The sequence below is a fragment of the Oceaniglobus sp. K40-3 genome (assembly GCF_055808395.1).
Genome location: NZ_CM147868.1, coordinates 2,317,833 through 2,343,699, shown reverse-complemented (window position 1 = coordinate 2,343,699; position 25,867 = coordinate 2,317,833). Strand labels below are relative to the sequence as shown.

Genomic DNA, 25,867 nt, shown 5'->3' with positions numbered 1-25,867 from the left:
AAGCGTGGCAGACTTTCCGCTTTATCCGGTTTTCATTTTTCCAATGAGGGTTTCATGCTGAAATATCTTTCCGCCTTTCGCCGGTTCCTGACCGCCCACAAAGTTGCGCCTGCCACGGCCCAAAAGGTGGCCGAGCGGATATTGAACAAGATGAACCGTGGGGCTGAACTTACGGGTGACGAAATGCGTCTTGGTGCCCTTTATATCCAACTGGGCGACATAAAAGGCAAGGAAAGCGGGTCAGAATTCCTGAAGGATGCCATAGGTCTGGGGTATACCGAGGTGGAGTGGACCTATGCGCTTGCGCCCGGAAAAACCGGGCGCAAGGCCGTGGAGTGGACTTATTCCAAAGCTCCGGTTGCGGGTGCGCGCCGTGGCCCGGCAAAATTTTCGCCTACCGAATCGGGCTATACCGAAGTCGAATGGACCTATCACAAGACCGGCGCACGATTGCCCGACGCCAGCGGCATTTCCGCGATGGCCGAGCAGGTGGCAAGCGGCTGAGCCATCCGCCGGATCACCTTGGGGTTAGGGTTGTGATGCCCACCGCCGCCGCCCGGGCCAGATCCGGGTCCAGCGACATCGGGATATATTCGCCCCGCCGCCACAATTCGCCCAGATCGTCGTAATGGCGTGACAGTGGGTGGCCCGATTGGCCGGTCGCAATGATGAACACCGAACTGTCAGGATCGGCAAAATCATAAACCCCGCGATACCCGGCCCCGTGGACATTCAAAAACGGGTCGGGGCCGGTGCCACTTGTGCGGCCCCGGCGCAGGGTGTTGTCACCGCCACTGGTGGATTGGCGGATGTTGGTGAACCATTTCAGGATCGGAGTCTTGCCCAGAACCGGGTGATCGTGGGTTGCCTGATGGGCATCGCCCCAGCGCAGGGATTCAAGCGCCGTGCCATATCGTTCGGAAATCCAGATCAGCGCCGCATCCAGTGATTGGCGCGCGATATCCTGACAGGTCTCGATCGGGGCCGATTGCAACACATCACACCACACCGCCGCACCATCGGTATTGCGAAACACCCGTTCGATGAACACCGGGTCGATATGGTTGAATTCTTCGGCCAGTGGGCCCATTTCATCGCGGATCAGCCGTTCCTGCAAGGCGCGCATCCAGGCGGCATAGATCAACGGTTCGGGCAGATGTTCGTTCATCTCGCCGTTCCAGCCCGCCAACAGATCCAGCGCGCGTTGGCGCAGCCGTTCCGGCGTGCCATCGGGGGCCGGTTCGCCGGTAAACCACAGATCGGCCGCCACCAATGGCAGCAGGGCGCGCGCCGTGGGGCTGACCGTATCAAGCTGCGCCTCGACGAAACTTTCCCGTGTATGCACCTCGCGGTTTTGCATCAGGCGGCGCCAGCGCAGAACGCGCTGGGTATCGCCCCATTCCCATGACACATGAAGCGGAAAGGGCCGGTCCACGGTTTTGTTGTTGGTATTGCCAAGGATGCCGCCCTTGGGGGATATGAATTCGGGGTTCGCGGAATAGGGCAGGCGGCCCAGCCAGCGGTTTTCGGCAATCCAGCCGGGGGTTGGCATCCGCCCCAGGCTTTGGTGATGTTCATTGCGCGATGGCATGGCGCCGATGGTTTTCATGGCGATATCGGTCTTGTCCACCAGCGTCAGGTTTTGCGCCGGGGCGATAAACCCCTCGCCAGCGGCAATGCCTTCGTGGATGTCGGCGGCGTGCATCAGCTCCATTGCCGCCGTCATCGAGGTATCGGCAGGCGACAGAACCGTCCACGCGACCGAGGCAACATGGCCGGGCGGGGTGATCGTGCCAAGGTCATAGTGGCTGGCAGGCAAAATCGGGCCGTTATCGCTCCAGCGCAGGGTCAGGGTGCGCGGCGGCTGATCCTTGATGCGCAGAATCGACGTGCGCGTGCGCAGGGGGGCATAGCCGGTCGGGGTCAGCACCTCTTCGGGATTATCGGGGTTCAGTTTTTCGATATAGACATCCTGATCGTCCACATAAGCCGAGGTGATCGCCCAGCCCAGCCGCGCCGACCGCCCGGCCAGAACCACGGGCATTCCCGGTATCGTTGCCCCGATCACCCCACCCGATGCCAGTTCAAGGCGTGCCAGATACCAGATGGTCGGCGCGGTAAAGCTCAGGTGGGGATCGTTGGCCAGCAATGTCCCCCCCGAAGCCGAGCGCGCGGGCGCGGCGGCCCAGGCGTTGGATGCCCCGGCAAAGGCGCGGGGCTTGAACGGTGAAAGCGGGTCAGGCGGCGTTGGATCACCGGCGACATAACGCGGCACATCCGGGAACATCGACGCATATTCCGGCAGCGCGGCCACGCCCGTTCCGGGTGCATCGGGCAGGATGTCACGCACCCGGCTTTCCGGCAGGATCAGCGACGTGCGGGCGCGCAGCACCTCATCTTCCAGATGCGAGGACAGTTGCAGCCCCATCAGTTTGATGATGGCCAGGCTGTCGGCGGGCTGCCACGGCGCGATTTGCGGCGAAAACAGGAAAAATTCCGGCGCGCCCCGCCCCCGTGCGCCCGCGTTCACCTGTTCAAGCCAGGCATTTACCCCGGCGGCATAGGCGCGCAGAGCGATCTTGGTCGCGCCGGACTGGGCCTCGAACGATTGCACGGCAAGGTTATAAATGTCGAAACGGCGGATCAGATCATCAATCGCCACGGTCCGTTCACCGAACAATTCAGACAGGCGCCCCTGCGCCGTGCGGCGCAGCATGGTCATCTGCCAAAGGCGGTCCTGCGCATGGGCAAAGCCAAGGCCGAAATACACATCGGCATCCTGCGCGCCGAAAATATGCGGCACATCGGCATGATCACGCACGATTTCGACCGGCGCTGACAGGGCCGGCTCCACGAAAGTGGCGGTGTAATCGGGAATCGAGCGGCTGGTGAATTGATAGATCACGAACGCAGCCAAAAGGATAACGGCAACGAGCCCGACAAAAATGCGCAACAACCAGCGAAAGAACAGGGACATGAAACCTCGGTTGACCATGGGGGGGCAATGGTTAGGAAGGTGGTAAGCGATTTGAAACCCGGAGGAAAGCAATGACAAAGGTAGCGTTCTTAGGTTTGGGCGTCATGGGCGCGCCGATGGCGGGCCATCTGGCCAAGGCCGGGCACGACGTGACCGTCTTTAACCGCACGGCCAGCAAGGCCGAAGATTGGGCAAAGGCCCATGGCGGCAAGGCCGCGCCAACCCCCCGCGATGCCGTGGCCGGTGCCGCATTTGTGATGTCCTGCGTGGGCAACGACGATGATTTGCGCGCGGTCTGTCTGGGCGATGATGGGGCATTCGCGGGCATGGACAGGGGCGCGGTGTTTGTCGATCACACCACGGTTTCGGCCGCAGTCACCCGCGAATTGCACGACGCCGCCCACGAAAAGGGCATCGCCTTTGTGGACGCGCCGATTTCGGGCGGTCAGGCGGGGGCTGAAAACGGGGTTCTGTCGGTTATGTGTGGTGGCAGCGCCGAGGATTACGCCAAGGCCGAACCGATCATCGATTGCTATGCGCGAGATCTGTCGGCGGATTGGTGACTCTGGCGCGGGGCAGATGACCAAGATGTGCAACCAGATCGCCATTGCCGGTCTGGTTCAAGGCCTGTCCGAGGCGTTGCATTTCGCCGAAAAGGCCGGTCTTGACGGGCGCGCGGTGGTCGAGGTGATCAGCCAGGGCGCCGCAGGATCGTGGCAGATGAACAACCGGTATGAAACCATGCTGGACGATCATTTCGAACACGGATTCGCGGTGGATTGGATGCGCAAGGATCTGGGCATCTGTCTGGACACCGCCGATGAAAACGGCGCCTCTCTGCCGGTGACGGCGCTGGTCGATCAGTTTTATAAGGACGTGCAAAAGATGGGCGGCGGGCGCTGGGATACCTCGGCCCTGTTCAAGCGTTTGCAAAACATCGGCTGATCCAGCGGAGCGGGCTGCGCCCGCACGACATTTTTGATTGGCGCCCGTGGCAGGCCGCAGCGCGCCAATCGAACCGTGGCACATGGTATATTCGGCAAAGGGCGTTGACCTTGCGCCGGACGCAGCATAGCTGCATCGCCATGGCACGCGCACCTCTTTTACAACTCTCCGATATCGCCCTGACCTTTGGCGGCGATCCTGTGTTTTCTGACCTCGATCTGGTGGTTCAGCCCGGCGACCGGGTGGCCCTTGTCGGGCGAAACGGATCGGGAAAATCCACCCTGATGAAGGTGATGGCCGGTCTGGTTGAACCGGATTCCGGCGACCGTGTGGTCAGGCCGGGCGTCGGCGTAGGATATATGGAGCAGGACCCCGGGATGGTGGGCTTTGCCACCTTGGGCGATTATGCGGCCAGCGCACTGGACGACGGCGAGGCGTACCGCGTTGAAATGGTGGCCGAAGGGTTGAAATTTGACCCGTCGCGCGCGGTTTCGGTCGCCTCGGGGGGCGAACGGCGCCGCGCGGCATTGGCCAAACTCCTGGCCGAGGCGCCGGGGCTGATGCTGTTGGATGAGCCGACGAACCATCTGGATATTCAGGCAATTCAATGGCTTGAGGATGAACTTTCATCCACCCGCGCCGCGTTTGTCCTGATCAGCCACGACCGCGCCTTTCTGAACGCCCTGACCCGCGCGACCCTGTGGATCGACCGTGGGCAGGTGCGCCGTCAGGAAAAGGGGTTCGATGCCTTTGAGGGATGGCGCGACGCGGTCTGGGACGAAGAAGACATGCAGCGCCATAAGCTGAATCGCAAGATCAAGGCCGAGGCCCGCTGGGCGGTTGAAGGCATTTCAGCCCGGCGCAAGCGCAATCAGGGCCGGGTGCGCGCCTTGGGTGAATTGCGCAAGCAACGCAGCGAACAGATCAGACGGCAGGGCACGGCGGCCATGGCGCTTGAGGCGGGGCCGACCAGCGGCAAGCGGGTGATGGAAGCGCGCGGTATTTCAAAGACATACGACGGAAAGGTGATCCTTGCGCCCTTCGATCTGAGGGTGCAGCGGGGCGATCGGATTGCCTTTGTCGGACCGAACGGCGTGGGCAAGACGACCCTGCTGAAAATGTTGATTGGCGAGATCGAACCGGACACCGGCGAGGTGCAGAGCGGCACCAATCTGGAACTGGCGGTGTTCGACCAGAACCGCGCCCAGTTGGAGCCGGAAAAATCGCTCTGGGAAAACTTGACCGGCGATCCGGCCATCGGCGTTTCGGGCAAGGCAGATCAGGTAATGGTGCGCGGTGCGCCGCGTCATGTGGTCGGATACCTCAAGGATTTCCTGTTCTCCGAGGCTCAGGCCCGCGCGCCTGTCCGCTCTCTTTCCGGCGGTGAAAAGGCGCGGCTTTTGCTGGCGCGGATCATGGCGCGGGAAAGCAATGTTCTGGTGCTGGATGAACCCACCAACGATCTGGATGTGGAAACCCTGGACCTGTTGCAGGATCTGCTGGGCGATTACGATGGCACGGTGCTGTTGGTGTCGCATGACCGGGATTTTCTGGATCGCGTGGCCGACACCACCGTCGCGATGGAGGGTGATGGCCGCGCCACCACCTATGCCGGTGGCTGGAGCGATTACCAAACTCAACGTGGCGCGCGAATGGCCGAACCGGCCCCTGTCGCCAAGCGGGCGGCGGCTCCGGTTGCGGCGGCCAAGCCGACCGAACCTGACGGCCTGTCGTTTACCGAACGTCACCGGCTCAAGGCGTTGCCGGATGAAATTGCCCGGCTAGAGGCCGAGATCGTCAAACTTGAAGAACTGTTGATGGACGCTGATCTGTTCACGCGCGAGCCGGTGAAATTCAACAAGGCGACCGAGGCTTTGGTGGCACGGCAGGGCAAACTGGCCGAAGCCGAAGATGAGTGGCTGAGTCTTGAGGAAAAGGCGGCGTCCTGAAACGCCGCCTTTCAAGTTCAATAAATCCCCTTACTTTGCCTCATCAGCAAAGAAGCGGGCGGTTTGCAGGGATACCAGTTCTGCGGTGGTGTAATCGGCCGGGTTCACGTTGAGCGACGCGGCGAGTTGCACCTTGCCGGGCGCCAGGCTGTCGCGATCCGATGCGGTGGGGTTGGATGCGGGCTTGGACAATTGGGTGATCAGGAAATCGTTGTTTTCGTGCTGTGCCCGATCAAGCAGGATGGCGCGGTTGGTGTCGCTGGCCGCGCTCCCCGAGGTCGAAACCCGCTCGGCCCCGGCCGACGCGAGGATGAATGCGGCCTTGGCGTTGCCGGTGGCGCCGCCTTCGCGCTGTGCCTGATCCAGTTGCACCAGCTGCGCGGTGGTCAATGTGCCGGGAACGACGCCGACCGAGTGGGACAGTTGGATTTCACCGGCAGAGAGGCTTTGGGCAGCGGCAGGGATAGCAGCGGCAGAGGCGGCGGCAACGGCGATAGCGGCAATAAATGCGTTCAGTTTCATGGTCTTGGTCCTTTACATAGGTGGCGGGCCGCGGCCCTGCCTTTGGTTTGTGTCTCTCGCGGCGGAGCGTGTCGTGCTGTTGTCCGCCTGCTGTGAGGGGTAGATGGCGTCGCGCGATGGCGAACGGTAGGGTTGAAATGAGAGGGGCACATGTGCGCGGGCGCACATCACAAAACGCGGCGCGCGCGACGGAATACGCGGCACATCCGTATGCCCGTAAAACAAGGCGCCAAGGCGCGCCCGCCGATCACACAGGGCGTTTTTGTTGCGGCGGAAATGGCCCCGGCGGCGCAAATGTTTCAGAAATCACAGGCGTGGCGGGCAGGGAAAAACCATTCTGAAACAGGGTTTAATGCTCGGGTGAGTGGACGCTAGCCACGAAAGCCACTGGCCACTACGAATTTTTCGGAGCTGTCCGACCGGGAGGCCGGTGGTTTGACGTTGGCGACCTTGGTAAACTTCTGTTTCAGTATCTGTTGCAGCTCATGCTCCGCACCACCGGCCAATACCTTGGCCACAAATGTGCCCCCGGGAGTCAGCACATCAAAAGCAAAATATGCCGCAGCCTCGCACAGGGCCATGATGCGCAAATGGTCGGTCTGTTTGTGGCCCGAACTTGAGGCAGCCATGTCTGACATCACCACATCGGCCGGGCCATCGAGCCACCCTTTGACCTGATCATCGGCGCCGTCTTCGAGGAAATCCAGAACGTGAATGTCGCAGCCGGCGATCGGCTCAACCTCCTGAAGATCAATCGCGACGATTTTGCCCACCGCCTTGCCCGGCTTGTCGCCCAGGGCGTTGACCCGCCGTGCCGCGACCTGGCACCAGCCCCCGGGGGCACAGCCCAGATCAACGACCCGCGCGCCGGGCACGAGAAAACGATACTTGTCGTCCAACTCCAGAATCTTGAACGCGGCCCGCCCCCGATAGCCCATGGCCTGAGCCTTTTTGACATAGGGATCGTTCAATTGCCGTTGTAACCAGAGAGTCGATGACAGCTTGCGCCCCCGGGCGCTTTTCACCTTGATGGTCAGATCACGTTGTCCGCGCCCTGAGATGCTTTTCTTGCCGGGAGGTTTGGCCATAGCTGTGATCCTTTGGTTCACGCCTTTATAATGCGTTGGCGCGACGGGGGCCATGGGGTGCGCAATCGCATTGTCGGATGCCTCCGGCGGGAGTATTTCTTTCAGTAAAAAGCGGGTATTTTTTACTGATAAAAATACTCAAATTCCGCCCTCACCATCACGCACCGCCCGGTAAACGAAAAGGCGGATCGCTGTGGCCAGGCCGGTTTCTGTGTCACGTGCCCCGTCGATTTCGGCAGCGAGATCGTTGAGAGGGCGGTTTTGCCGGGCGGCCAGCGCGCGAAACCCGTTCCAGAAATCATCTTCCAGCGAAACCGAGGTGCGGTGTCCGCGCAGGGTGAGCGAGTGTTTGCGCGGACGGTCGTTCATTCATTCGTCTTCGAGATGATGTTGGTCAAGTACGCGCGCTGCGTGGGCGTTGCGGGTCGCGTCGAGGATCCTTTCGGCCTTGGTGCGTCCGTGTTTTACGGCATTGGCGTCGGCTTCGGCCCGCTTTTCGCTGCGGGCGCGGTCCTTGCGGGCGCGGGTCAGGTTGATCGGGGGGTCATTTCGGGCCGATCATCTGTTCCGGGCGCACCACTGCATCGAAGGTCTCGGCATCTACAAACCCGAGTGCAATTGCCTCTTCTTTCAGGGTGGTGCCGTTTTTGTGGGCCGTTTTGGCAACCTTGGTCGCGTTATCATAACCGATGGTCGGGGCGAGAGCGGTGACAAGCATCAGGGATTCGTTCATGATACGGGTGATGTTATCGCTATTGGCGGTGATTCCGACGACGCAATTATCGGTAAACGTGGCGCTTGCGTCGCCCAAAAGCTGCATGGACTGCAAAATGTTATAGGCCATCATGGGTTTATAGACGTTCAGTTCGAAATGTCCTTGCGATCCGGCAAACCCCACTGCTGCGTCGTTGCCGAACACATGGGCGCAGACCTGTGTGAGCGCCTCGCATTGCGTGGGGTTCACCTTGCCGGGCATGATGGAACTGCCGGGTTCGTTCTCGGGGAGCATCAGTTCACCCAATCCACAACGTGGGCCAGAGCCGAGAAAGCGGATGTCGTTCGCGATCTTGAACAGGGACGCGGCGACGGTTTTGAGCGCGCCCGACATTTCCACCAAGGCGTCGTGGGCGGCCAGAGCCTCAAATTTGTTGGGGGCGGTGACGAAGGGCAGGCCGGTGATTTCGGCCATGTTTGCGGCAACCGTTTCCGCCCACCCCTTGCGGGTGTTCAGCCCGGTTCCGACGGCGGTGCCGCCCTGGGCGAGTTCACTGATATGGGGCAGGGCCGCCTTGACCCGTTTGATCGCCATGGCGACCTGATGGGTATAGCCGGAAAATTCCTGTGCCAGCGTCAGCGGAGTGGCATCCATAGTGTGGGTGCGGCCGATTTTGATGATTCCGTCGAATTCTTCGACCTTGGCCTGTAATGCTGCATGGAGCTTTTCCAGCCCCGGCAAGGTGACATCGCGCGCGGTGGTGGCAACGGCGATATGCATCGCGGTCGGGAAGGTATCGTTGGAGGATTGCCCCATGTTGCAGTGGTCGTTCGGATGCACCGGATCTTTGCTGCCGATGGTGCCGCCGAGGATTTCGATGGCGCGGTTGGCGATGACCTCGTTCGCGTTCATGTTGCTTTGGGTGCCCGAGCCGGTCTGCCAGACGACCAGCGGGAAATTGTCGTCGAATTTACCAGCGGCGACTTCGGATGCTGCGGTGATGATCGCGTCGGCCTTGGTGGCATCAAGCGCGCCCGCCTCTTTGTTGGCCATGGCGCAGGCCTGTTTGATCACGCCAAGGGCACGCACGATGGCGACGGGCTGTTTTTCCCAACCGATCGGGAAATTCATCAGCGAACGCTGGGTCTGGGCGCCCCAGTATTTATCTGTGGGCACCTCGAGAGGGCCAAAGCTGTCGGTTTCTGTGCGTGTGTTGGTCATTGCGGCCTCCGGCATGTGGGATTGCTGCGGTTTTAGGGGGGCGCTGGCGAAAGGCAATTCACGTCCCGCTTTGTTGGCGCTCGCATCGGCGAAAACGATAGATCCGGGCGGGGGGCAGGTTGCGCAGGATGCGGCGCCCCTTTTCGATCCGCAATCCCAAAGCGGCGATGGTTTCCGCAGGCAGGGGCGGGCGCGGGCCATAGGTGAATTGCACATAGGGGGCATCGGGGGCCAGAATGTTGAAGGCCGCGCTGACTATATCGTGGCAGACGGCACTGGGCATCGACAACAGGGGCAGGCCCGAGATCACGCCATCGGCCTTGTCGTTTCCGAGCAACTCCGTGGCCTGTTGCGCCGGTGCGTTATGGATGGTCACGCCCGGGGGCAGGCAGGTTTTCAGATAGGCGGCCAGTTCGGAATCGAGTTCGAACAGGGTGAGGCATTCGGGCGGCAGACCTGCGCGCAACAGGGCGCGTGAAATACTGCCGGTGCCGGGGCCAAATTCGACAACCCGACCGCTGGCCGGGCCGAAACCGGTGGCCATGGCGGCAGCCAGATGACGGGATGACGGGGCGATGGCCGACATTTGCCGGGGATTGCTGAGCAAGCGACGCCGAAACAAGGCAAGCTCGGAGGGAGGCGTGCTCATGTTCGGGGAACCATTTAACGCGCCCTAGTGTTTTCGAAAGCTGTCGAGACTGACAACGTCGGCGTTTGAGGGTTCAGAGGCGCTGTCGTCTTCGGGCGCTGCCGCTTCCTCATCCGAATCATTGTCGCCCTCATCGTCGCGAGTCTGGGTTTCGAAACGCAGTCCGAATTCGACTGACGGATCAACGAAGGTGCGGATCGCATCATATGGAATATAGAGTGGCTCGGGGTTTTCCCCAAAGTTCAGGGTGATCGAGAAACCTTCGTCGGTAACATCAAGCCCGTCATACCAATGCTGGATCACCACGGTCATTTCATCGGGATAGCGATCAGAGAGCCAATCGGCGATTTCAACGTCGGGGTGCATGGTATCGAAGGTGATGAAAAAGTGATGCTCGCCCGGCAGGCCATGCTGGGCCACATCGTTCAGCACCTCCTGAATCAGACCGCGCATGGCGCGATGCATCAGGTTTCCATAGTCGATCTTTCGCGACATCAACTGCCCCCGGTTTTGTTTGGTCACCATAGTGGATTCCGGGGTGATGAAAAGACCGTGCCGACGCTTTTCGCAATCACGTTGACGCTGGGGCAGGGCCTGCACCGCAGAACGGACAATGGGCGCCCATGAAGCGGGTTAACGGATGCGGATCGAGATTTGGCTGGAAAATGCCGGAACAAACGCGATCATGACAACGATTCCCCGGACAGGCAAAGCATCACCGCCTCTTGCGGGATGAGGCCAAGCTGTTGGAACAGGCCGAGGAAATCGAAGTGGTTATAGACCTCGACGATCTTGCCATTTTCAAACCGCGCCATGATCTGGCCGGTCGCTGTGACGATGGCGGTGTTGATCTGTGATTCGGCGCGCACCCGGGTCATCACCGACACCCAATCATCATCGGACAGGGTTTTGACGATCGTGATTTCGGGGATGGTAACCATATTCAGCACCGCCATTACCATGGTCTTGAAATCTTCGGGCGTGAGTTTCAGGTCGGGCATCAGGCCCTCGGCCCCTGCATTCGGCGCAAAGATTTCATCGACAACGTCCATGTCAGCGGTCAACCAGACGCGTTCAAGGAAGTCGTGCAGGATTTCGGCGTTCGTCATTGGATGGCTTTCAACAGGAGTGTTCGAACCCGTTTTAGGGCGCAATCCTTGAAAATCCGTAAAGCCGGACCGAAAATGAAAACTGCCAGTCTGATGGGGAAAGTGCAGGCTTCTGTTGCCAGGTGCCTGCGAACCCCGCCTTACGCGGCTAGGCGTAAGGGCTTAAGATTTGGTAACAGTGACAGCTTACGCTGCGACTGCGACCGGAGCATGGTTGTTATTGGCAACTATACTATATGCACCGATATCGGTGGTAGCTCACCGAGTAAAAGCTACAGCTTTAGACGTTTGTCGATCCTGTTTCGGCCCCATATTCCCCCAATAAGGGAAGTTTTGGTGGAGCCGCCGGGTACCGCCCCCGGGTCCAATCCGCTTATTACCTGCGCGTTTATCACCATAGTCGGGTTACCCCGACAGGATCAGAGATAGGCACATCGCCCGCCGATTTCAAGCATTCATTGGCGTTTTCACCTGCCAGGGTCAGCGGATCAAAGGGCCAAGCGGGCCGAGCAGTCAATCTTGAGCAGATCAAGGCGGGCTTCGGCCAGTTTGAGATCGAGCAGGTCGACCAAAAGTTGATCCACCGGTGTGGTGATCAGGCCCACGATGCCACTGGCCGCCCCGAGCACGCCGCCCAGCAAGCGACCGCCAACGGGCAATATGTCGGTGACGAGACCCACGATCAGCCTGCGCAGATCTTCGTGCAGGGACGCAGTAAGACCCGGCGTTGTCGGGCCAAACGTGCGCCCCGTGCCATTGATGTAATCATCATAGCTGAATGACACGCTGCGGCGTACCGGTTCGTACCGGTATCCATCGCTGTCCATATCGTCGGTACTGCTGCCAAGGGACAGGCCAAGGAGGCGGGCACCGATCGTGACCTGAAGAAGGTCAGCCTCGACCGGGGAAAAGACGGCGACGGCCTGATCGGGGGCGTTGCTGCAAGGGACACCGCCGGCTGCCAGATGGGCCGCCGCATTCGCCACGTCGATTGTGAGGTTCAGTTCAACCAGCCCGGCCAGACGCACACCGTTGACGTGCAGCCTGATCTGCGAGGTTCGGGCCACGGCCTTTGGGTCGCCGGGGACGGCCCCAAGAACGACCTGCCGTGGGTCGGACACCTGAAAGGTGACATCTGCTCCGGCAAGGGGGCCGAGATCAACGCCCAGGTGCAGGTCGATCACCCGCTCGCCCAGTATTTCGGCCGATCCGAACACGACATCGGCCACGGAAAGATCGACCTCGTGAATGGGGGAACCGACGACAGTTTGGCGCAATGCCTTGTCGACATAGATCAGATCACCAAGCCGGACATCACCAAGGGTGCCCGACACCGTGCGCCCCAGAGCCGTGCCCATGATTGTCGAAGCATCGATCTCGGCGTCGAGAATATCACCATAGGTGGTATGCCCGGGTTCGAGAATGTCGGCATTTGCCGCCACGGCGCCGAGGAATTCGAACCCGCGCAGGCGCACCCCATGCCCCGAACACAGCACATCCAACCCGGCGCCAAGAACCGGGCGCAACATATCGCGGAACAGATTGAGGCTCAGCAGGCAGTTCGACAGGGCAAAGCTGACCCGCGGTTTCAACGCTGCGGTGGCCGAACGCGCGATCATGAGCTGATCTTCGGGCAGGAAGGCCCCGAGGACAAAGAAATGCGGGCGCGAGGTGGCGGTCACACGCACCGCATTCATCCCGTCCAGCAGCCCTTGATCGGTCGCGGGGGCAAAATGATGATCGGCGGAAAGCTGTCCAAACACAATGCGAGAGTCAGGCAGGGGCAACACCGGAAACGGCCATATCCCCGGACGCGCGTTGGTATCCCTGGCCGCCTGACGGGAAATTGGGGCGGTATCGAATTTTCGGATTGCGGTCAGGGCGGCCAGATCGGCCTGGGCTTGCACATGGCGTTTCTGGGCATTCAAACTGGTCAGATCTATTGCTACGCCAATTGCCATGAAAATTGCCGGCAGCATGACAAGTGTGAAAACACTCAGGCCACCGTTTTCCTTGACGACCAATGCACGAAGGGCATCGCGGATACTGCGCCCGCCGCTCACAGGACCATCTCCGCCGAGCCGGACAGGTTGGAAATCGAAAACCCGACAAGGCTGCCCAGACGGTTTGCCAGAGTTTGGGTCAGGTCGTATTGAACGATTACCGCAATTGAGCGCCCGGCATCCGCGCTTTGGCAGGCCACATTGCTTACGCGGTCAGGGGATACGAATGGCAATCCTTCTGCAAGGCGTGGCATCAGGTCTGATTTCAGGGTCGAACAGATTTCATCGAGTGGGATGGCGCGGTCGACATAGGTGAGCGACAATCGTGTCATGTCAGAGGCAAGCTGTTGAACATCGCTGAGAGTGGCAAAATACATGCAGATGGCGGCGATCGTCAGGCACACAAGAAAGATGCCCGGCAGCAGAATCGCAAATTCTACTGATATATTGCCATCTTGCTGGTGGATGAAACGACGGATTCGCGGATTCCTGGTTAAAAAGCAGAACATGGGTCACTCTTCCCTAGGCTGTGGGCCGCGGCAGATCTACTCACCGCTTGGTTGTAATTGGGGGCGAGGAGTGAGGCTGAATTAGGGCGGAATACGGGCCGCCGTTTCACACAGTGACACAGTCTGGCCATGATTGTGGCATGCTTTGGTCGGAAAAAACGGACAATTCGCCGAAAACAACTTAATATTTTAAATTCGGCACCGTTAACACTTTGGGCGACCCTGGCGGGGTGCCTGCAAAAAAGCCTGTTTCAGTGGGAATTAACTTTTAATGATTCCCGATAAAATTCAGGAAAAATCATTTGTGGTATAACGATCTGAAATTAAAGTCGATTTTTTGCAATAAAATTGGCGCCAACGCATAGGCGCCAATTCATTTGTATGGGAATGGATTCAGAACCCGGCCTTGATTTTCTCAAAGGTCTCGGATTGCTTTTCGCGCAGTTCGTTGGACATGGGCAGTTGCGCCAGTACCGGGGCGTCGATCTGCCCAAGGCCAACGGCGGTCAGGGCTTCGTCGCCAAAGCTCTGCATCGCCGTGGCATTTGAATGGCCATATCCGGCGTCCAGCAATGCCTTGGTCGAGGACGGATCAAGCATCGCATTGATGTAGTCATAGGCCTTGTCCTCGGATCCCTGACCGTCTTTCAGGTTCACGTAACCGCACAGCCACAGCGAGGAACCCTCAGTCGCCTCACGCTGAAACCCGATGGGAAACCCTTCCTCGGCCATGGTGGGCAGGGTTTCATTCCAGGCCCAGGCGACGAGAACCTCACCGGTGGCCATAAGTTGAGCAAGTTCGGCCGGGTCGGTCCAATAGGTGCGCAGATTGCCATGCACCTCGCGCAGCCAGTCGCTGGCGGCGTTGAACTGCTCATCCGTGGCGTTGGTCCAATCGGTGGTGCCGGTCGCCAGATACGCGAGCCGCATAGGAATCATCGACGTTATCGGGCAGGGTCATCCGCTGGCTGTATTTCGGGTTCTTGAACACATCGAGCGAGGCGACATCTTCGGCCGGCACTTCATCGGTGTTATAGGCAATGCCGGTTGATCCGAAATCTGTGGGAATGAAATAGGTGTCGGTGCTGGCGGCCACGTCTTTGCCGGTCAGGTTGGCGTCAAGATCGTCAAAGGCCGGGATGCGCGCGGTGTCCCACGGCTCAAGAATCCCGGATTCGACCCATTTGGTCACGGACCCGGCGCAGACATGGCTGACGTCTGCCTTGAACCCGGAACGCAGTTTCTGAAACGCTTCCTCTTCGTCCCCGAAAAACGCAAAGGTGGGGGATGCGCCGTTCTTTTCCACATAGGTTGAATGGAATGCGGGGTCTTCGAAGCCGGGGTAATCAAACACCAAAAGGTCGCTGTCCTGGGCCATGGCGGCCCCGGCCATGACCGCAAAAGCGCTGGCGGTGAGCAGAAAGGTCGGTTTGGTCATAGGCTTTCCTCCAGTGGAAAATATGGCTGATACCGGCATGACGTTAGGGGGCGCTGTGGCGCGCGACAAGGTGAATTCACAGGCATGCGGCGCGGTTTTTACGCGGCTGGCCGGGACCGGGGGATTTGCGCTAGAATGGCGCGCGAAAGGAAGGTGTCAGATGGATCTTGGTGCATTTTCGATCAGCCTGTCCGTAAGCGATCTTGCGGTGTCAGAGGGGTTTTACGAAAAGCTGGGGTTTCGGGTGGTGGGCGGTGAGGCGGCGCAGGGCTGGCTGATTCTGCGCAACGGCGGCTGCACGCTGGGCCTGTTCAAGGGAATGTTCGAGGGCAACATGCTCACATTCAATCCGGGGTGGGACGATGCGGGCGGCAAAAAGCCGGAGTATGAGGACATCCGCAGCCTTCAGGCCCGCCTGCGCGCCGCCGGAATCGAACCGGTGCAACCGGTCAGCGGCAATGACGGCCCCGGAAACCTGATGCTGCGCGACCCCGACGGCAACGCGATATTGCTGGATCAGCATGTGTGATGGGGGGCGTTCGCGTTCAACAAACGGTGGTTTCAGAAATATGCGCCAACCATCTTGCGTGATGTGACCGCGGGCGATCGCCGCAGGTGTTGCCGCGCTTTTCTTTTGTCACGCATTCATCACTCTGACATACCTGACGGCGATACTGACACCGGGAGGGTGAGGTGATTGCTGCGCGTATCCGGGCCATGGGGGCGCCCCATTGGCTGATCCTGTTCGGGGCGATCCTGCTGGGATGGGGGGCGCTTTATCTGATGGCGCTGCCGGGTGATCTGCGCGCTATGGGGCGGGTATACGGGGGTGATTTCTGGCGTGGGTTATGCACGCTGACCCCGGATGGGGCCGGGTATCTGCGGATTTGCGCCATGTGGCTGTTGATGTCGGGGGCGATGATGCTGCCCACGGCGCTGCCGGCGCTGGCGACTTATGACGATCTGGGCGCCTCGGCCCCGACGCGGTTTGGCGCGCTGGTGGCGGGGTATATGGCCGTCTGGGCCGGGTTTTCGGCGCTGGCGGCAGCGCTGCAATTCGGGCTTTACCGGGTTGATCTGGTGTCGGCCTTTGGCGACAGCCGCTCAGACCTGTTGTCGGCGGCCCTGTTGCTGTTGGCGGGGGGTTATCAATTCACCCCGCTGAAAGAGGGCTGCCTGAACAAATGCCGCGCGCCGCTGACGTTTTTCATCACCCATTGGGAGGCAGGCCCATGGCGCAACGGGCTGCGCCTTGGGCTGACCTGTCTTGGCTGTTGCTGGGCGCTGATGCTGCTGGCCTTTGTGGGCGGGGTGATGAACCTTGCCTTTATGGGGCTGGCGACGTTGATTATGGTTCTGGAAAAGCTGCCTGCGATGGGCCGGTTCGTCACCCGGCCTTTGGGCGCGATATTGATCGGAACAGGGCTGTGGATGGCCCTGACCGCAGTTTGAGAAGGGAAAGAGATGTCAACGACAGTGCAGAGCGAGGCCACCGTGGGCCAGGTGCCATGGGCGATCAAGGGTGAATTGATCCTGAACTGCAACTGCACGGTGTTTTGCCCCTGCGTGGTGTCCCTTGGCAAACATCCCCCGACCGAGGGGTATTGTCAGGCGTGGTCGGGCATCCGCATCGACAGCGGCCATTATGGCGACACCGATCTTGCGGGTCTGAATGTGGGGCTGCTTTTGGATATTCCCGGGCTGATGGCGCGGGGCAACTGGAAATGCGCCGCCTATATAGATGATCGGGCCAGCGATGCGGCCTTTGATGGGCTGGTCAACATCTTTTCCGGCGCGGCACGCGGCACCACCGGCCTGTTTCGCATGCTGGTGAGCGAATTTCTGGGTGCCGAACGCGCGCCGGTATCGTTTGAAACCGTGGGCAAGGCGCGCCGTCTGACCGTGGGCAAGAAAATTCAGGGCGAGGTGGTGCCGGTGGGCGGGGCCGACGGCGACAGCGACATCGTGGTCAGCAACACGCAATACTGGATGGGCGCCGACATCACCGTGGCAACAGCCACGAAGGGGCGGGTGCGCGCTTTTGGCCGGGTCTGGGATTTCGACGGGCGCTCGGCCGAGATTTGCCAGATCGACTGGTCCGGGCCGCAATCGTGATCACGCCTGCCTTTTGCGCCACCATGGCGCGGTATAACCAGTGGCAGAATAACAGCCTGATCACCGCCGCCGAAACCTTGGGCGAGGGCGCCCGCGACCTGGATCGCGGGGCGTTCTTCGGCTCGATCCGGCGAACGTTTTCCCATCTGCTCTGGGGCGATACCATCTGGATGTCGCGGTTTGACGGCTGGGAGGCGCCTGGCGTGGGCATTCCAGACAGCGGCGACTTTGCCCCCGACTGGGCCGGGTTTGTTGAACGGCGGCGCGCGGCGGATGTGCAGATCGTCGATTGGGCCGATGGGTTGCAAGCGCTTGACGGTGATCTCGCGTGGTATTCCGGCGCCCTGGGCCGCGACGTGGTGCGCCCGCTGGCCCTGTGCGTGACACATATGTTCAACCACCAGACCCACCACCGGGGCCAGATCCACGCCATGCTGACCGCAGCCGGCGCCACCCCCGAGGCAAGTGATCTGTTCGCCATGCCGGGGCAGTAAGATGTTAAAGGTCATCTGCCCTTGCCCCGCACGCCGCAACACCAAACTGAAAAGGAAGAGCCGGGCCTTCGTGCGAGATCGCGGCGGAATTTTCGAAGACGCCAAAAGGGCATGATTCTGCGTGACGCACGAATGTCAGTTATCGTTTTCCAGGGCCAATCGTTTGACCAACACAAAGGCCAGTATTACCGCAATAAAAAGAAGCAACGCACCGACAATCCAGGCGAAAGGTGTGGAATAAATTTCCGCCGACGCTCCGGCAAACACCATGCCCAATGCGGCCCCCAACTGTTGTATCAACGATCTCAGCGACAGCATGGTTGACCGCTGATGGTCGCCCGCGCAGCGATGCAGAATGCTGCTTGCTGGCGTTTCGCATACACCAAGTATCACAGAATACAGGATGAAAACCACCACAAAGCCGACGATACTGCCTTGCAACGCCAATGCAATCTGAACGCCCGCCAGACAAGCAAACGTTGCTGCCAGCGTAAGGGCGTGCTGCCGTTTGAATACCCGGCTGACGTGGGAGGACAGAGATGCGCCGACAGCGATGGAGAAGAAATAGGTCGCGGTCACGATACCAATGACAGTGTTTGCGTAAGCCTCATCAATCATGGGCTTTGCGTGGGTCGGCCAGAGCACTTCGACCGGGTTGGTCGCCATCAGAAAGAACGCCAGCGATGCCAGCAGGATTGAAAGTGTTGGATGTTTCAGAGCAAGCAGGCTTGCGTCCTTGATCACCGTTGGAACGTTTGCGAACCCCTGTCTGAGTGCGCCAAAATTCATCGGACGCGGATTTTCCACAATGGCCAACACTGTGAAAACAAAGACACCCAGCATCACACCAAAACTTGCCAAATAGGACACATCATAGACACTGAACCCAAGGCGTTTCGCGACTGAGCCTGACATATCCGGCAACAGACCTCCCAGAACCGCGCCAACGGCCAACCCCACGGCATTGGCCGACTGTGCTTTGGCCAATGCGGGCTGGACATCCACATTTGGCGCGGCAGTCTTAAAGGTTTCGACAAACCACGCATCGAGCGTGCCCGACCGAAGCGCCCGTCCAAGACCGATGAATCCAAATGATAATGCCAGAACGTAGAAGTCGCTTGTCGAGAGAAAAAGTGCCAGCGAAATCAGGCTGGCGACGACCGCTGTCAGAAAGACCGGCTTGCGGCCAATGCTGTCAGCGAGACCGCCAAACGGGAGTTCCATCGTCATTGTTGCAAGCGAGTAAACCCCGAAAAGAAGCGAGATTTGGAAAATATCCATGCCCCTGTCAGCCAAGGCCAGAGCAACAACGGCAACTGTGAGGCCCATCGCGAACCGATCAAGAAACTGGTGGATCTGGAACACACGAATGTGCCGTCGGGCTGACCCATTCAGCGCTGCAAAAGAGAACTCTGTTTCGGTTGTCATCTTCACAGCATCAACGTTGCTGCCGTCGCGCACAATACCCCAGGTGAGCCGGAACCTGCCCTGTGCAATAAAGCAGCCATTCGAAAAAGCGCGGCGAATGGCGGCAAATTCTGCACCATCGACATTGGCGCAGATGGCGTGTGAATGCCCACCCCGGGTCAGAAATACTTGACGTTTGGGCCAATATTGCGTCACGCCCATTCCTGAAGGGATTCAGGAAATCCATCGGTGCGTGCCACTCATGCGTGACGTTTTCACGTGCGGGGTCTGCCCAGGACAGTACCGGGGGTGTTTTCGAGACAGGAAAGGAAAGACGATGTTCAACGCGTTGATCGTGGAAAAGGATGAAGACGGCAAGACGGCCGCCTCGGTGCAGCAGATCGCAGAGGATCGGTTGCCCGATGGCGATGTGACCGTGGCGGTCGAATATTCGACGGTGAATTACAAGGACGGGCTGTGCGTTGGCCCCGGCGGCGGGTTGGTGCGCAATTATCCCCATGTGCCGGGGATTGATTTTGCCGGCACGGTCGAGGCCAGCGACGATCCGCGCTATGCCCCCGGTGACAAGGTGGTTCTGACCGGCTGGCGGGTGGGCGAGGCCCATTGGGGCGGCTATGCGCAAAAGGCGCGGATCAAGGCCGATTGGCTGGTGCCGCTGCCGGATGGGCTGAACAGCCGCATGGCCATGGCCGTTGGCACTGCCGGGTTCACGGCCATGCTGGCGGTAATGGCGCTTGAGGATCACGGGCTGGTGCCGGGCAACGGGCCGGTTCTGGTGACGGGGGCGGCCGGGGGCGTTGGTTCGGTCGCCACGGCGATTTTGGCGGCGCTGGGGCACGAGGTGGCGGCGGTGACGGGGCGCCCGGAACAAGAGGAGTATCTGCGCAGCCTCGGGGCCACGCAAATCGTTGCCCGCAACGAGATTGGCGAAACTGTAAAGCGCCCGCTGGAGGCGGAAACCTGGGCCGGCTGTGTCGATGCCGTGGGGGGCGCGATGTTGGCGCGTCTTTTGGGGCAGATGAAATACGGCGCCAGCGTTGCCGCCGTGGGGTTGGCGGGGGGCGCGGCGCTGCCGGCCACGGTGATTCCGTTCCTGCTGCGCGGGGTGAATCTGTTGGGAATCGATTCGGTGATGCAGCCGTTTGAGAATCGCCAGCGCGCCTGGGCCCGGATCGCCCGTGATTTGCCCCTGGACAAACTGGAGGCAATGACACGGCCTGCCACACTGGCTGATCTGCCTGCCCTGGGGGCTGATATCCTGAAAGGGCAGGTCAGGGGCCGGGTGGTGGTTGATGTGAACGGCTGAGGGGGCTGTTTGCATTTCACGATCACGTGTTTACCATGGGCGACGGAACGCAGAGCCGGTGACCACCCGCAACGGCGGGACGCGATACCGCAGGTCACCGGACGGTAAACACGAAGGAGAGCCCGGTGTTTAACAAGATAATCTGCCCGGTCGACCTTGCCCATGAGGGTAAACTTGAGCGGGCGCTGACCTGCACCGCCGATCTGGCGAAACTTTATGGCGCGTCGGTCGCCTATGTGGGGGTCACGACGGCGGCCCCGTCAGCGGTGGCCCATACCCCTGAACAATTCGCGGCGCGGCTGGCCGATTTTGCCGCCTCGCAGGCCACCAAACACGGCATCACCGCCACGGCCGAACCACGGTTCAGCCATGATCCGACCTCGGATCTGGAAGCGACCATATTGAAGGCGGTCAAGGAAACCGCGGCCGATCTGGTTGTCATGGCCAGCCATGTGCCGGGCCTTGCCGACCGGATCTGGCCATCGCACGGGGGCGGCATTGCGGAACATGCTTCGGTGTCCGTGATGGTCGTGCGCGCCTGAACCGGCGGGGCGCCAACCGCGCCCACCCAATAATGACCTCCAACCCAAGAGGGATAACATAATGACAGATCAATCCGGCGAAGCGGGCATACCAGTGCCCGAAGGCCATACCGCCATCATCGAGACGGATTACGAAATCGGCGACAACAATATCGAAGGCTCGCTCGGGTCGCTGGGATTTGACATTCACAACCCGGTGTTTCTCGTGTCGGCTCTGTCGATCATGGCGTTCGTGTTTTACACGATTGCCCTGCCGGAACAGGCCAACGGCGTCTTTTCGGCCATGTTCAACTTTACCACCAAGAACTTTGACTGGTTCCTGCTGGCAGCCGGGGATCTGGTGGTGATCTTTACGTTGCTGCTGATTGTCACGCCCTATGGCAACGTGCGCCTGGGCGGCACGGATGCAAAGCCCGATTACAGCTATATCGGCTGGTTCGCGATGTTGTTCGCGGCGGGCATGGGGATTGGTCTCATGTTCTATGGTGTGTCTGAACCCCTGACGCATTTTTCAACCTCCATGGGTGAAATCACCAGTGAGAACGGCATTCGCACCGATTGGGCGCCCCTTGGCGCGGCCACGGGCGATGAGGTCGGCGCGGTGCGTCTGGGCATGGCGGCGACGATTTTCCACTGGGGCCTGCACCCTTGGGCGGTTTATGCCACTGTCGCGCTGGCACTGGCGTTGTTCACCTATAACAAGGGCCTGCCCCTGACGATCCGCAGCGCGTTCTATCCGATCTTCGGCGAACGCATCTGGGGCTGGTGGGGTCATGTGATCGACATCATCGCGGTGTTTGCCACGCTGTTCGGACTTGCCACGTCCCTTGGCTTTGGCGCGACACAGGCCAATGCCGGGCTGAACGAATTGTTCGGTGTTCCGATCAGCAACACGACCGAAGTTGTGCTGATCACCCTGATCACCGCCGTGGCGCTGTTTTCGGTGGTGCGCGGCCTTGATGGCGGGGTGAAAATCCTCTCCGAGGTCAACATGGGCCTTGCCGGCATTCTGGCGCTGTTCACGCTGATCGTCGGGCCAACAGCGTTCCTGCTGGCCTTCTTCTGGGACAGTCTGGTGGCCTATGTCGAATATCTGCCGCAGCTTGCCAATCCGTTCGGGCGCGAAGATGTGAACTTTTCCCAGGGCTGGACAGCGTTCTATTGGGCCTGGTGGATCAGCTGGTCACCCTTTGTCGGCATGTTTATCGCCCGGGTGTCGCGCGGGCGCACGGTGCGTGAATTCATCGTCTGCGTGCTGTTGATCCCGTCGATGGTCTGTGTGTTGTGGATGTCGATCTTTGGCGGCACCGCAATTCATCAGGTGATTACCGACAATTTCACCGGCGCACAGGATGCCGAATTGCCCCGTCAGTTGTTTCAGATGCTTGGGCAACTGCCGCTGGCACAGATCACATCCTTTATCGGGATCATTCTGGTGATCGTGTTCTTCGTCACCTCGTCGGATTCCGGCTCGCTTGTCATTGATACGATCACGGCGGGCGGCAAGGTTGACGCGCCGATGCCCCAGCGGGTGTTCTGGTGTGTGTTCGAGGGTGCCGTGGCCATCGCCCTGCTGATCGGCGGGGGGCTTGCCGCGCTGCAATCCATGGTGATTTCCACCGGGTTGCTGTTTACCGTCGTGTTGCTGGCCATGTGTTACTGCATCTGGCGGGGCCTGGCGTCCGAGCGCGCCAAAGGCTGAACCGACAGCATTGAAACAGAAGGCGGCGCGCGGAAAACCGGGCGCCGTTTTCTTTTGCGGTGCTTGACTTGCACCGGTAATCGTTTCATAAGCGCGGCCTCTGGGCGGGTCTGACTCGTGCCGGATGAATTTTTAATGTCGCCCGAAAGGGCGCGCTGTCCGAGGCGGGGCTTGCACATGGCAAGGCCCACAAACCCCACAGGGGGCCACAGGACGCGGAGAATGAGGAAGATACCATGTTCGCGGTCATGAAAACCGGCGGCAAACAGTACCGGGTCCAGAGCGGCGATGTGCTGCGCCTGGAGCGGCTGGCAGCCGAAGCTGGTGAGACAATCCAGTTCAACGAAGTTCTGATGGTTGGCGGCACTGTCGGCACCCCCCTTGTCGAGGGCGCGGGTGTGCAGGCCGAAGTGATCGACCAGATCAAGGGCGAAAAGCTCATCCATTATGTCAAGCGTCGCCGCAAGCACAGCTCGCAGCGCACCAAGGGCCACCGTCAGAAACTGACGCTGGTACGCATCGGTGACATTCTGGAATCCGGCGCCGACAAATCCGGCGTGAAGGCCGCGATCGGCACCGGGTCGCTGTCCGCCGCTGCGCTCGCCGCGCTGGCCCCGGCCAAGAACAAGCCCGCCAAGCCAGAGCAGGACCGCACCGCCAAACCCGCAAAGGCCAAAAAGGCAAAAGCCCCCAAGGCCGAAACCCCTGCCGAAGACGTGCCGGGCGTAAAGCCGACCAACCTGCTGAGCGAGGCCCGCGAGGGTGGCGCGGACGATCTGAAAAAGATTTCAGGCGTCGGCCCCAAACTGGAAGGCATCCTGCACGAAAACGGTGTGTTCCACTTTGACCAGATCGCAGCATGGAGCCCCGAAGAAATCGCCTATATGGACGAAAAGCTGACGTTCAAGGGCCGTATCGAGCGTGACGATTGGCTGACGCAAGCCAGCGAATTCGCCGCTGAAAAGGAGTAACACCCAATGGCACACAAAAAAGCAGGCGGTTCATCCCGCAACGGTCGCGACTCTGCGGGTCGTCGTCTGGGCGTCAAGAAATTCGGCGGCGAAGCCGTGATTCCCGGCAACATCATCATGCGTCAGCGCGGCACCAAGATGTGGCCGGGCGAAGGTGTGGGCATGGGCCGGGATCACACGATCTTTGCGACCGTCGAGGGCAAGGTGACCTTTCACAAGGGCCTCAAACAGCGCACCTTTATTTCGGTTCTCCCGGTGGCGGAGGCCGCTGAATAAGCCGAACCCGAATTGATCAAGACATGGGGGATCGGCATCGCGCCGGTCCCCTTTTTCGTTTTCGATGCACGGGCCTGCCTGCCCTTGCAAGCCATAGCAACGATCGCCATTTGTCTTCATATGGCCCAGATTGTGTTACACCCTGTGTGGATCTTGGCAGATGAAGTGATCGCAACAGCCGTGGAAGATGCACGGTCGGAAAGATTTTTGATGCTGACCCTGGCCACTCTGATGGTGGCCAGCGTGGTATTTGTGCTGTTCGGAGGAGGGACAACATGAAGATGGAGCCAATCGCGGATCAAATGACCGTGGAAACCGAACGCTGCGTATTGCGGCCTCTGCGCCGCTCGGATGCGGGGTTGCTGGCCATGTATATGGGGGATGAACGCGTGGCCACGGCCAGCCAATCCATCCCCCATCCTTTGCCCCCGGCACCACCGAGGCGTTTATTTCCCGCGCGCAGGCTCCTGACCGCAGCAGTGATATCTGGGCGCTTGATGGCTCGGCCCATGGGCTGCCCGAGGTTCTGGGCCTGATCGCGCTGGAACGGATGGACCGGCTGCAATCGGAAATCACCTATTGGGTCGCACCGGCATTCTGGAACACCGGCCTGGCAAGCGAGGCGGTTGGCGCGTTGGTCGCCGCCCGTCCGCAAGATGCGCGCATTATTTTCGGCGCGGTGTTTCAGGATAATCCGGCCTCGGCACGGGTTCTGACAAACTGCGGTTTCGCCTATCTTGGCGATGCCGAAACCTTTTGCGTGGCCCGGGGCGGCACCGTGCCAACCTGGACCTATTCACTTAAACTGGGGTGATCCTGCGGCGTGGCAAAACGCGCAGTCAGGCGCGGCTGGAAACAGCGCGCCTGATGTTGCGGCCACCCGAACCGGGCGATGAGGTGGCCCTGACCGGGGCCATCGGCAATTATGACGTGGCGCGCTGGCTGGGCCGGGTGCCGTATCCCTATACCCGGGATGATGGCGAACGGTTTGTCGCCGGCGCGGTGCCGGGGCGCACCTGGATGATCGAAGCGGGCGGAGAGTTGATCGGCGGCATTTCGGCGGATCACGAGCTGGGCTATTGGCTGGCGCGCGATGTCTGGGGGCAGGGATACGCCACCGAGGCCTGCGATGCCGTGGTTGATGCCTTTTTTGCCGATCCATCCCATGATGCCCTGCCGTCGGGCCATTATCCCGGCAATGACCGTTCGGCCCGGGTTCTGATAAAACAGGGGTTTCGCTATACCGGTGAGCGGCAGATCAACGCCCGCGCCCTGTCGCAGGCGGTGACATCACGCACCATGGTGCTGAGCCGCGCCGAATGGGCCGCGCGCCGTCAATATGCCCTGCGCACCCCGCGCCTGACCCTGCGTGAATTGCGCGACGGCGATGTGCCGGCGCTGATCCGTATCGCGGGACAGGACCGGGTGGCGCGGATGTTGTGCCACATTCCGGCCCCCTGGCCCGAGGATGCCGCGCGCCGCTGGCTGAATGCGGCGCGGTTTCGCGGGCGGTTGGGGTTTCGGGCGGCGATCTGCCGGCGCGGGCGGCTGATCGGGACGGTGGGCATCGGACGCGCGCAGGGACGTTCGGCCGTGTCCTGCATGTATTTCATCGACCCCGCCGAACAGGGCCGGGGCTATGCCAAAGAGGCGCTGGTGCATTTTTTGCACGACACCATGGCGCGGTTTCACGTTGAAACGCTCTGGGCCGATCATTTCGATGATAATCCGGCCAGTGGTGCGGTGTTGCACCATGCCGGGTTTACCGCGCAGGGGGCCGATACCGGCACCTCTGTCAACCGCGCGGGCGAACATCCGATCACCCTCTATCGCCTGTCACGCAGCGATCTGCGCCCGATCACCCCCTGAGCGACCTTGAGCCGGGCCACGAAACCCGGTATCGCCTGC

General features: G+C 60.5%; 25 protein-coding genes, 1 other RNA gene and 3 pseudogenes. 15 read left to right on the top strand and 14 right to left on the bottom strand.

The genetic code is table 11. The features are described from left to right. The first annotated feature begins 54 nt into the window (after positions 1–54). Positions 55–504, top strand: coding sequence for a hypothetical protein (locus AC0L7P_RS12195; protein ID WP_473433012.1), 450 nt, complete (start codon positions 55–57; stop codon positions 502–504). Between the two features lie 13 nt (positions 505–517). Here the strand turns inward: AC0L7P_RS12195 and AC0L7P_RS12190 are convergent, their stop codons facing one another. Beyond that, positions 518–2,977: a penicillin acylase family protein gene (locus AC0L7P_RS12190; RefSeq protein ID WP_473433011.1), complete on the bottom strand. Its 2,460-nt coding sequence runs from the start codon at positions 2,975–2,977 to the stop codon at positions 518–520. A gap of 71 nt (positions 2,978–3,048) precedes the next feature. Here AC0L7P_RS12190 and AC0L7P_RS12185 point away from each other — a divergent pair. After that, positions 3,049–3,922: pseudogene (locus AC0L7P_RS12185) on the top strand (NAD(P)-dependent oxidoreductase). 140 nt (positions 3,923–4,062) lie between these two features. Then, positions 4,063–5,871 carry an ABC-F family ATP-binding cassette domain-containing protein gene (locus tag AC0L7P_RS12180; protein ID WP_473433010.1) on the top strand — a complete coding sequence of 603 codons (1,809 nt, stop codon included), beginning with the start codon at positions 4,063–4,065 and terminating at the stop codon, positions 5,869–5,871. A gap of 30 nt (positions 5,872–5,901) precedes the next feature. Here the strand turns inward: AC0L7P_RS12180 and AC0L7P_RS12175 are convergent, their stop codons facing one another. The 12 genes and pseudogenes from AC0L7P_RS12175 to AC0L7P_RS12120 all read right to left on the bottom strand — a co-directional run bounded on the left by AC0L7P_RS12175 (position 5,902) and on the right by AC0L7P_RS12120 (position 15,125). Next, on the bottom strand, positions 5,902–6,393 hold the full coding sequence (locus tag AC0L7P_RS12175) for a hypothetical protein (protein ID WP_473433009.1): 492 nt from the start codon (positions 6,391–6,393) through the stop codon (positions 5,902–5,904). 371 nt (positions 6,394–6,764) lie between these two features. Further along, a complete protein-coding gene (locus AC0L7P_RS12170; RefSeq protein ID WP_473433008.1) occupies positions 6,765–7,481 on the bottom strand; it encodes an RlmE family RNA methyltransferase in 717 nt (238 codons plus the stop codon). 138 nt (positions 7,482–7,619) lie between these two features. Continuing rightward, positions 7,620–7,850 carry a ribbon-helix-helix domain-containing protein gene (locus AC0L7P_RS12165; protein WP_473433007.1) on the bottom strand — a complete coding sequence of 77 codons (231 nt, stop codon included), beginning with the start codon at positions 7,848–7,850 and terminating at the stop codon, positions 7,620–7,622. Further along, positions 7,851–8,012, bottom strand: coding sequence for a DUF4169 family protein (locus tag AC0L7P_RS12160; protein ID WP_473435454.1), 162 nt, complete (start codon positions 8,010–8,012; stop codon positions 7,851–7,853). Positions 8,013–8,025: 13 nt separating this feature from the next. Then, the gene (gene fumC / locus AC0L7P_RS12155) at positions 8,026–9,417 is read right to left on the bottom strand and encodes a class II fumarate hydratase (RefSeq protein ID WP_473433006.1); all 1,392 of its coding nucleotides are present in this window, start codon (positions 9,415–9,417) and stop codon (positions 8,026–8,028) included. Positions 9,418–9,475: 58 nt separating this feature from the next. Continuing rightward, complete coding sequence (locus AC0L7P_RS12150) at positions 9,476–10,066, bottom strand: class I SAM-dependent methyltransferase (protein WP_473433005.1); 591 nt, start codon at positions 10,064–10,066, stop codon at positions 9,476–9,478. A 24-nt stretch (positions 10,067–10,090) separates the two neighbouring features. Continuing rightward, complete coding sequence (locus AC0L7P_RS12145; protein ID WP_473435453.1) at positions 10,091–10,561, bottom strand: SspB family protein; 471 nt, start codon at positions 10,559–10,561, stop codon at positions 10,091–10,093. A 188-nt stretch (positions 10,562–10,749) separates the two neighbouring features. Further along, the gene (locus tag AC0L7P_RS12140) at positions 10,750–11,175 is read right to left on the bottom strand and encodes an ester cyclase (protein WP_473433004.1); all 426 of its coding nucleotides are present in this window, start codon (positions 11,173–11,175) and stop codon (positions 10,750–10,752) included. 101 nt (positions 11,176–11,276) lie between these two features. Then, positions 11,277–11,630, bottom strand: a transfer-messenger RNA (tmRNA) gene (gene ssrA / locus AC0L7P_RS12135). Between the two features lie 33 nt (positions 11,631–11,663). After that, positions 11,664–13,238, bottom strand: coding sequence for a pilus assembly protein TadG-related protein (locus AC0L7P_RS12130; RefSeq protein ID WP_473433003.1), 1,575 nt, complete (start codon positions 13,236–13,238; stop codon positions 11,664–11,666). Then, positions 13,235–13,582 (bottom strand): hypothetical protein, encoded by a 348-nt coding sequence (locus AC0L7P_RS12125; RefSeq protein WP_473433002.1) that lies wholly within the window; start codon positions 13,580–13,582, stop codon positions 13,235–13,237. The genes AC0L7P_RS12130 and AC0L7P_RS12125 overlap by 4 nt, the downstream gene beginning before the upstream one ends. 498 nt (positions 13,583–14,080) lie before the next feature. Next, positions 14,081–15,125 (bottom strand): annotated as a pseudogene (locus AC0L7P_RS12120) (ABC transporter substrate-binding protein). 160 nt (positions 15,126–15,285) lie between these two features. Between AC0L7P_RS12120 and AC0L7P_RS12115 the strand changes: the two are divergent. The 4 genes from AC0L7P_RS12115 (at position 15,286) to AC0L7P_RS12100 (ending at position 17,734) form a co-directional block, all read left to right on the top strand. Continuing rightward, on the top strand, positions 15,286–15,654 hold the full coding sequence (locus AC0L7P_RS12115) for a VOC family protein (protein WP_473433001.1): 369 nt from the start codon (positions 15,286–15,288) through the stop codon (positions 15,652–15,654). A 188-nt stretch (positions 15,655–15,842) separates the two neighbouring features. Next, positions 15,843–16,577, top strand: coding sequence for a DUF2182 domain-containing protein (locus AC0L7P_RS12110; protein WP_473435452.1), 735 nt, complete (start codon positions 15,843–15,845; stop codon positions 16,575–16,577). Between the two features lie 12 nt (positions 16,578–16,589). Further along, complete coding sequence (locus AC0L7P_RS12105) at positions 16,590–17,240, top strand: DUF1326 domain-containing protein (protein WP_473433000.1); 651 nt, start codon at positions 16,590–16,592, stop codon at positions 17,238–17,240. Next, complete coding sequence (locus AC0L7P_RS12100) at positions 17,237–17,734, top strand: DinB family protein (protein WP_473432999.1); 498 nt, start codon at positions 17,237–17,239, stop codon at positions 17,732–17,734. The genes AC0L7P_RS12105 and AC0L7P_RS12100 overlap by 4 nt, the downstream gene beginning before the upstream one ends. Before the next feature lie 135 nt (positions 17,735–17,869). Here the strand turns inward: AC0L7P_RS12100 and AC0L7P_RS12095 are convergent, their stop codons facing one another. Beyond that, positions 17,870–19,162 carry an MFS transporter gene (locus tag AC0L7P_RS12095; protein ID WP_473435451.1) on the bottom strand — a complete coding sequence of 431 codons (1,293 nt, stop codon included), beginning with the start codon at positions 19,160–19,162 and terminating at the stop codon, positions 17,870–17,872. A 316-nt stretch (positions 19,163–19,478) separates the two neighbouring features. On the opposite strand from AC0L7P_RS12095, the gene acuI reads away from it, so the two are divergent. The 8 genes and pseudogenes from acuI (at position 19,479) to AC0L7P_RS12055 (ending at position 25,828) form a co-directional block, all read left to right on the top strand. After that, a complete protein-coding gene (gene acuI / locus AC0L7P_RS12090) occupies positions 19,479–20,468 on the top strand; it encodes an acryloyl-CoA reductase (protein ID WP_473432998.1) in 990 nt (329 codons plus the stop codon). 125 nt (positions 20,469–20,593) lie between these two features. Then, positions 20,594–21,010: a universal stress protein gene (locus tag AC0L7P_RS12085; RefSeq protein ID WP_473432997.1), complete on the top strand. Its 417-nt coding sequence runs from the start codon at positions 20,594–20,596 to the stop codon at positions 21,008–21,010. A gap of 61 nt (positions 21,011–21,071) precedes the next feature. After that, the gene (locus AC0L7P_RS12080) at positions 21,072–22,712 is read left to right on the top strand and encodes a BCCT family transporter (protein WP_473432996.1); all 1,641 of its coding nucleotides are present in this window, start codon (positions 21,072–21,074) and stop codon (positions 22,710–22,712) included. Positions 22,713–22,948: 236 nt separating this feature from the next. Next, complete coding sequence (locus tag AC0L7P_RS12075; protein WP_473432995.1) at positions 22,949–23,683, top strand: 50S ribosomal protein L21; 735 nt, start codon at positions 22,949–22,951, stop codon at positions 23,681–23,683. A gap of 6 nt (positions 23,684–23,689) precedes the next feature. Beyond that, entirely contained in the window at positions 23,690–23,959 is a 270-nt protein-coding gene (rpmA, locus tag AC0L7P_RS12070; RefSeq protein ID WP_473432994.1) for a 50S ribosomal protein L27, read from the top strand. A gap of 12 nt (positions 23,960–23,971) precedes the next feature. Next, positions 23,972–24,238, top strand: coding sequence for a hypothetical protein (locus AC0L7P_RS12065; protein ID WP_473432993.1), 267 nt, complete (start codon positions 23,972–23,974; stop codon positions 24,236–24,238). Further along, positions 24,235–24,773: pseudogene (locus AC0L7P_RS12060) on the top strand (GNAT family N-acetyltransferase). The gene AC0L7P_RS12065 and the pseudogene AC0L7P_RS12060 overlap by 4 nt, the downstream one beginning before the upstream one ends. Continuing rightward, positions 24,770–25,828: a GNAT family N-acetyltransferase gene (locus tag AC0L7P_RS12055; RefSeq protein ID WP_473432992.1), complete on the top strand. Its 1,059-nt coding sequence runs from the start codon at positions 24,770–24,772 to the stop codon at positions 25,826–25,828. The pseudogene AC0L7P_RS12060 and the gene AC0L7P_RS12055 overlap by 4 nt, the downstream one beginning before the upstream one ends. The last annotated feature ends 39 nt before the right edge of the window (positions 25,829–25,867 follow it).

Coding starts and splice junctions, on each gene's coding strand:
- AC0L7P_RS12195 (WP_473433012.1), top strand. CDS start 55: ATGCTGAAATATCTTTCCGCCTTTCGCCGGTTCCTGACCGCCCACAAA.
- AC0L7P_RS12190 (WP_473433011.1), bottom strand. CDS start 2,977: ATGTCCCTGTTCTTTCGCTGGTTGTTGCGCATTTTTGTCGGGCTCGTT.
- AC0L7P_RS12180 (WP_473433010.1), top strand. CDS start 4,063: ATGGCACGCGCACCTCTTTTACAACTCTCCGATATCGCCCTGACCTTT.
- AC0L7P_RS12175 (WP_473433009.1), bottom strand. CDS start 6,393: ATGAAACTGAACGCATTTATTGCCGCTATCGCCGTTGCCGCCGCCTCT.
- AC0L7P_RS12170 (WP_473433008.1), bottom strand. CDS start 7,481: ATGGCCAAACCTCCCGGCAAGAAAAGCATCTCAGGGCGCGGACAACGT.
- AC0L7P_RS12165 (WP_473433007.1), bottom strand. CDS start 7,850: ATGAACGACCGTCCGCGCAAACACTCGCTCACCCTGCGCGGACACCGC.
- fumC (WP_473433006.1), bottom strand. CDS start 9,417: ATGACCAACACACGCACAGAAACCGACAGCTTTGGCCCTCTCGAGGTG.
- AC0L7P_RS12150 (WP_473433005.1), bottom strand. CDS start 10,066: ATGAGCACGCCTCCCTCCGAGCTTGCCTTGTTTCGGCGTCGCTTGCTC.
- AC0L7P_RS12145 (WP_473435453.1), bottom strand. CDS start 10,561: ATGTCGCGAAAGATCGACTATGGAAACCTGATGCATCGCGCCATGCGC.
- AC0L7P_RS12140 (WP_473433004.1), bottom strand. CDS start 11,175: ATGACGAACGCCGAAATCCTGCACGACTTCCTTGAACGCGTCTGGTTG.
- AC0L7P_RS12115 (WP_473433001.1), top strand. CDS start 15,286: ATGGATCTTGGTGCATTTTCGATCAGCCTGTCCGTAAGCGATCTTGCG.
- AC0L7P_RS12110 (WP_473435452.1), top strand. CDS start 15,843: ATGGGGGCGCCCCATTGGCTGATCCTGTTCGGGGCGATCCTGCTGGGA.
- AC0L7P_RS12105 (WP_473433000.1), top strand. CDS start 16,590: ATGTCAACGACAGTGCAGAGCGAGGCCACCGTGGGCCAGGTGCCATGG.
- AC0L7P_RS12095 (WP_473435451.1), bottom strand. CDS start 19,162: ATGACAACCGAAACAGAGTTCTCTTTTGCAGCGCTGAATGGGTCAGCC.
- acuI (WP_473432998.1), top strand. CDS start 19,479: ATGTTCAACGCGTTGATCGTGGAAAAGGATGAAGACGGCAAGACGGCC.
- AC0L7P_RS12080 (WP_473432996.1), top strand. CDS start 21,072: ATGACAGATCAATCCGGCGAAGCGGGCATACCAGTGCCCGAAGGCCAT.
- AC0L7P_RS12075 (WP_473432995.1), top strand. CDS start 22,949: ATGTTCGCGGTCATGAAAACCGGCGGCAAACAGTACCGGGTCCAGAGC.
- rpmA (WP_473432994.1), top strand. CDS start 23,690: ATGGCACACAAAAAAGCAGGCGGTTCATCCCGCAACGGTCGCGACTCT.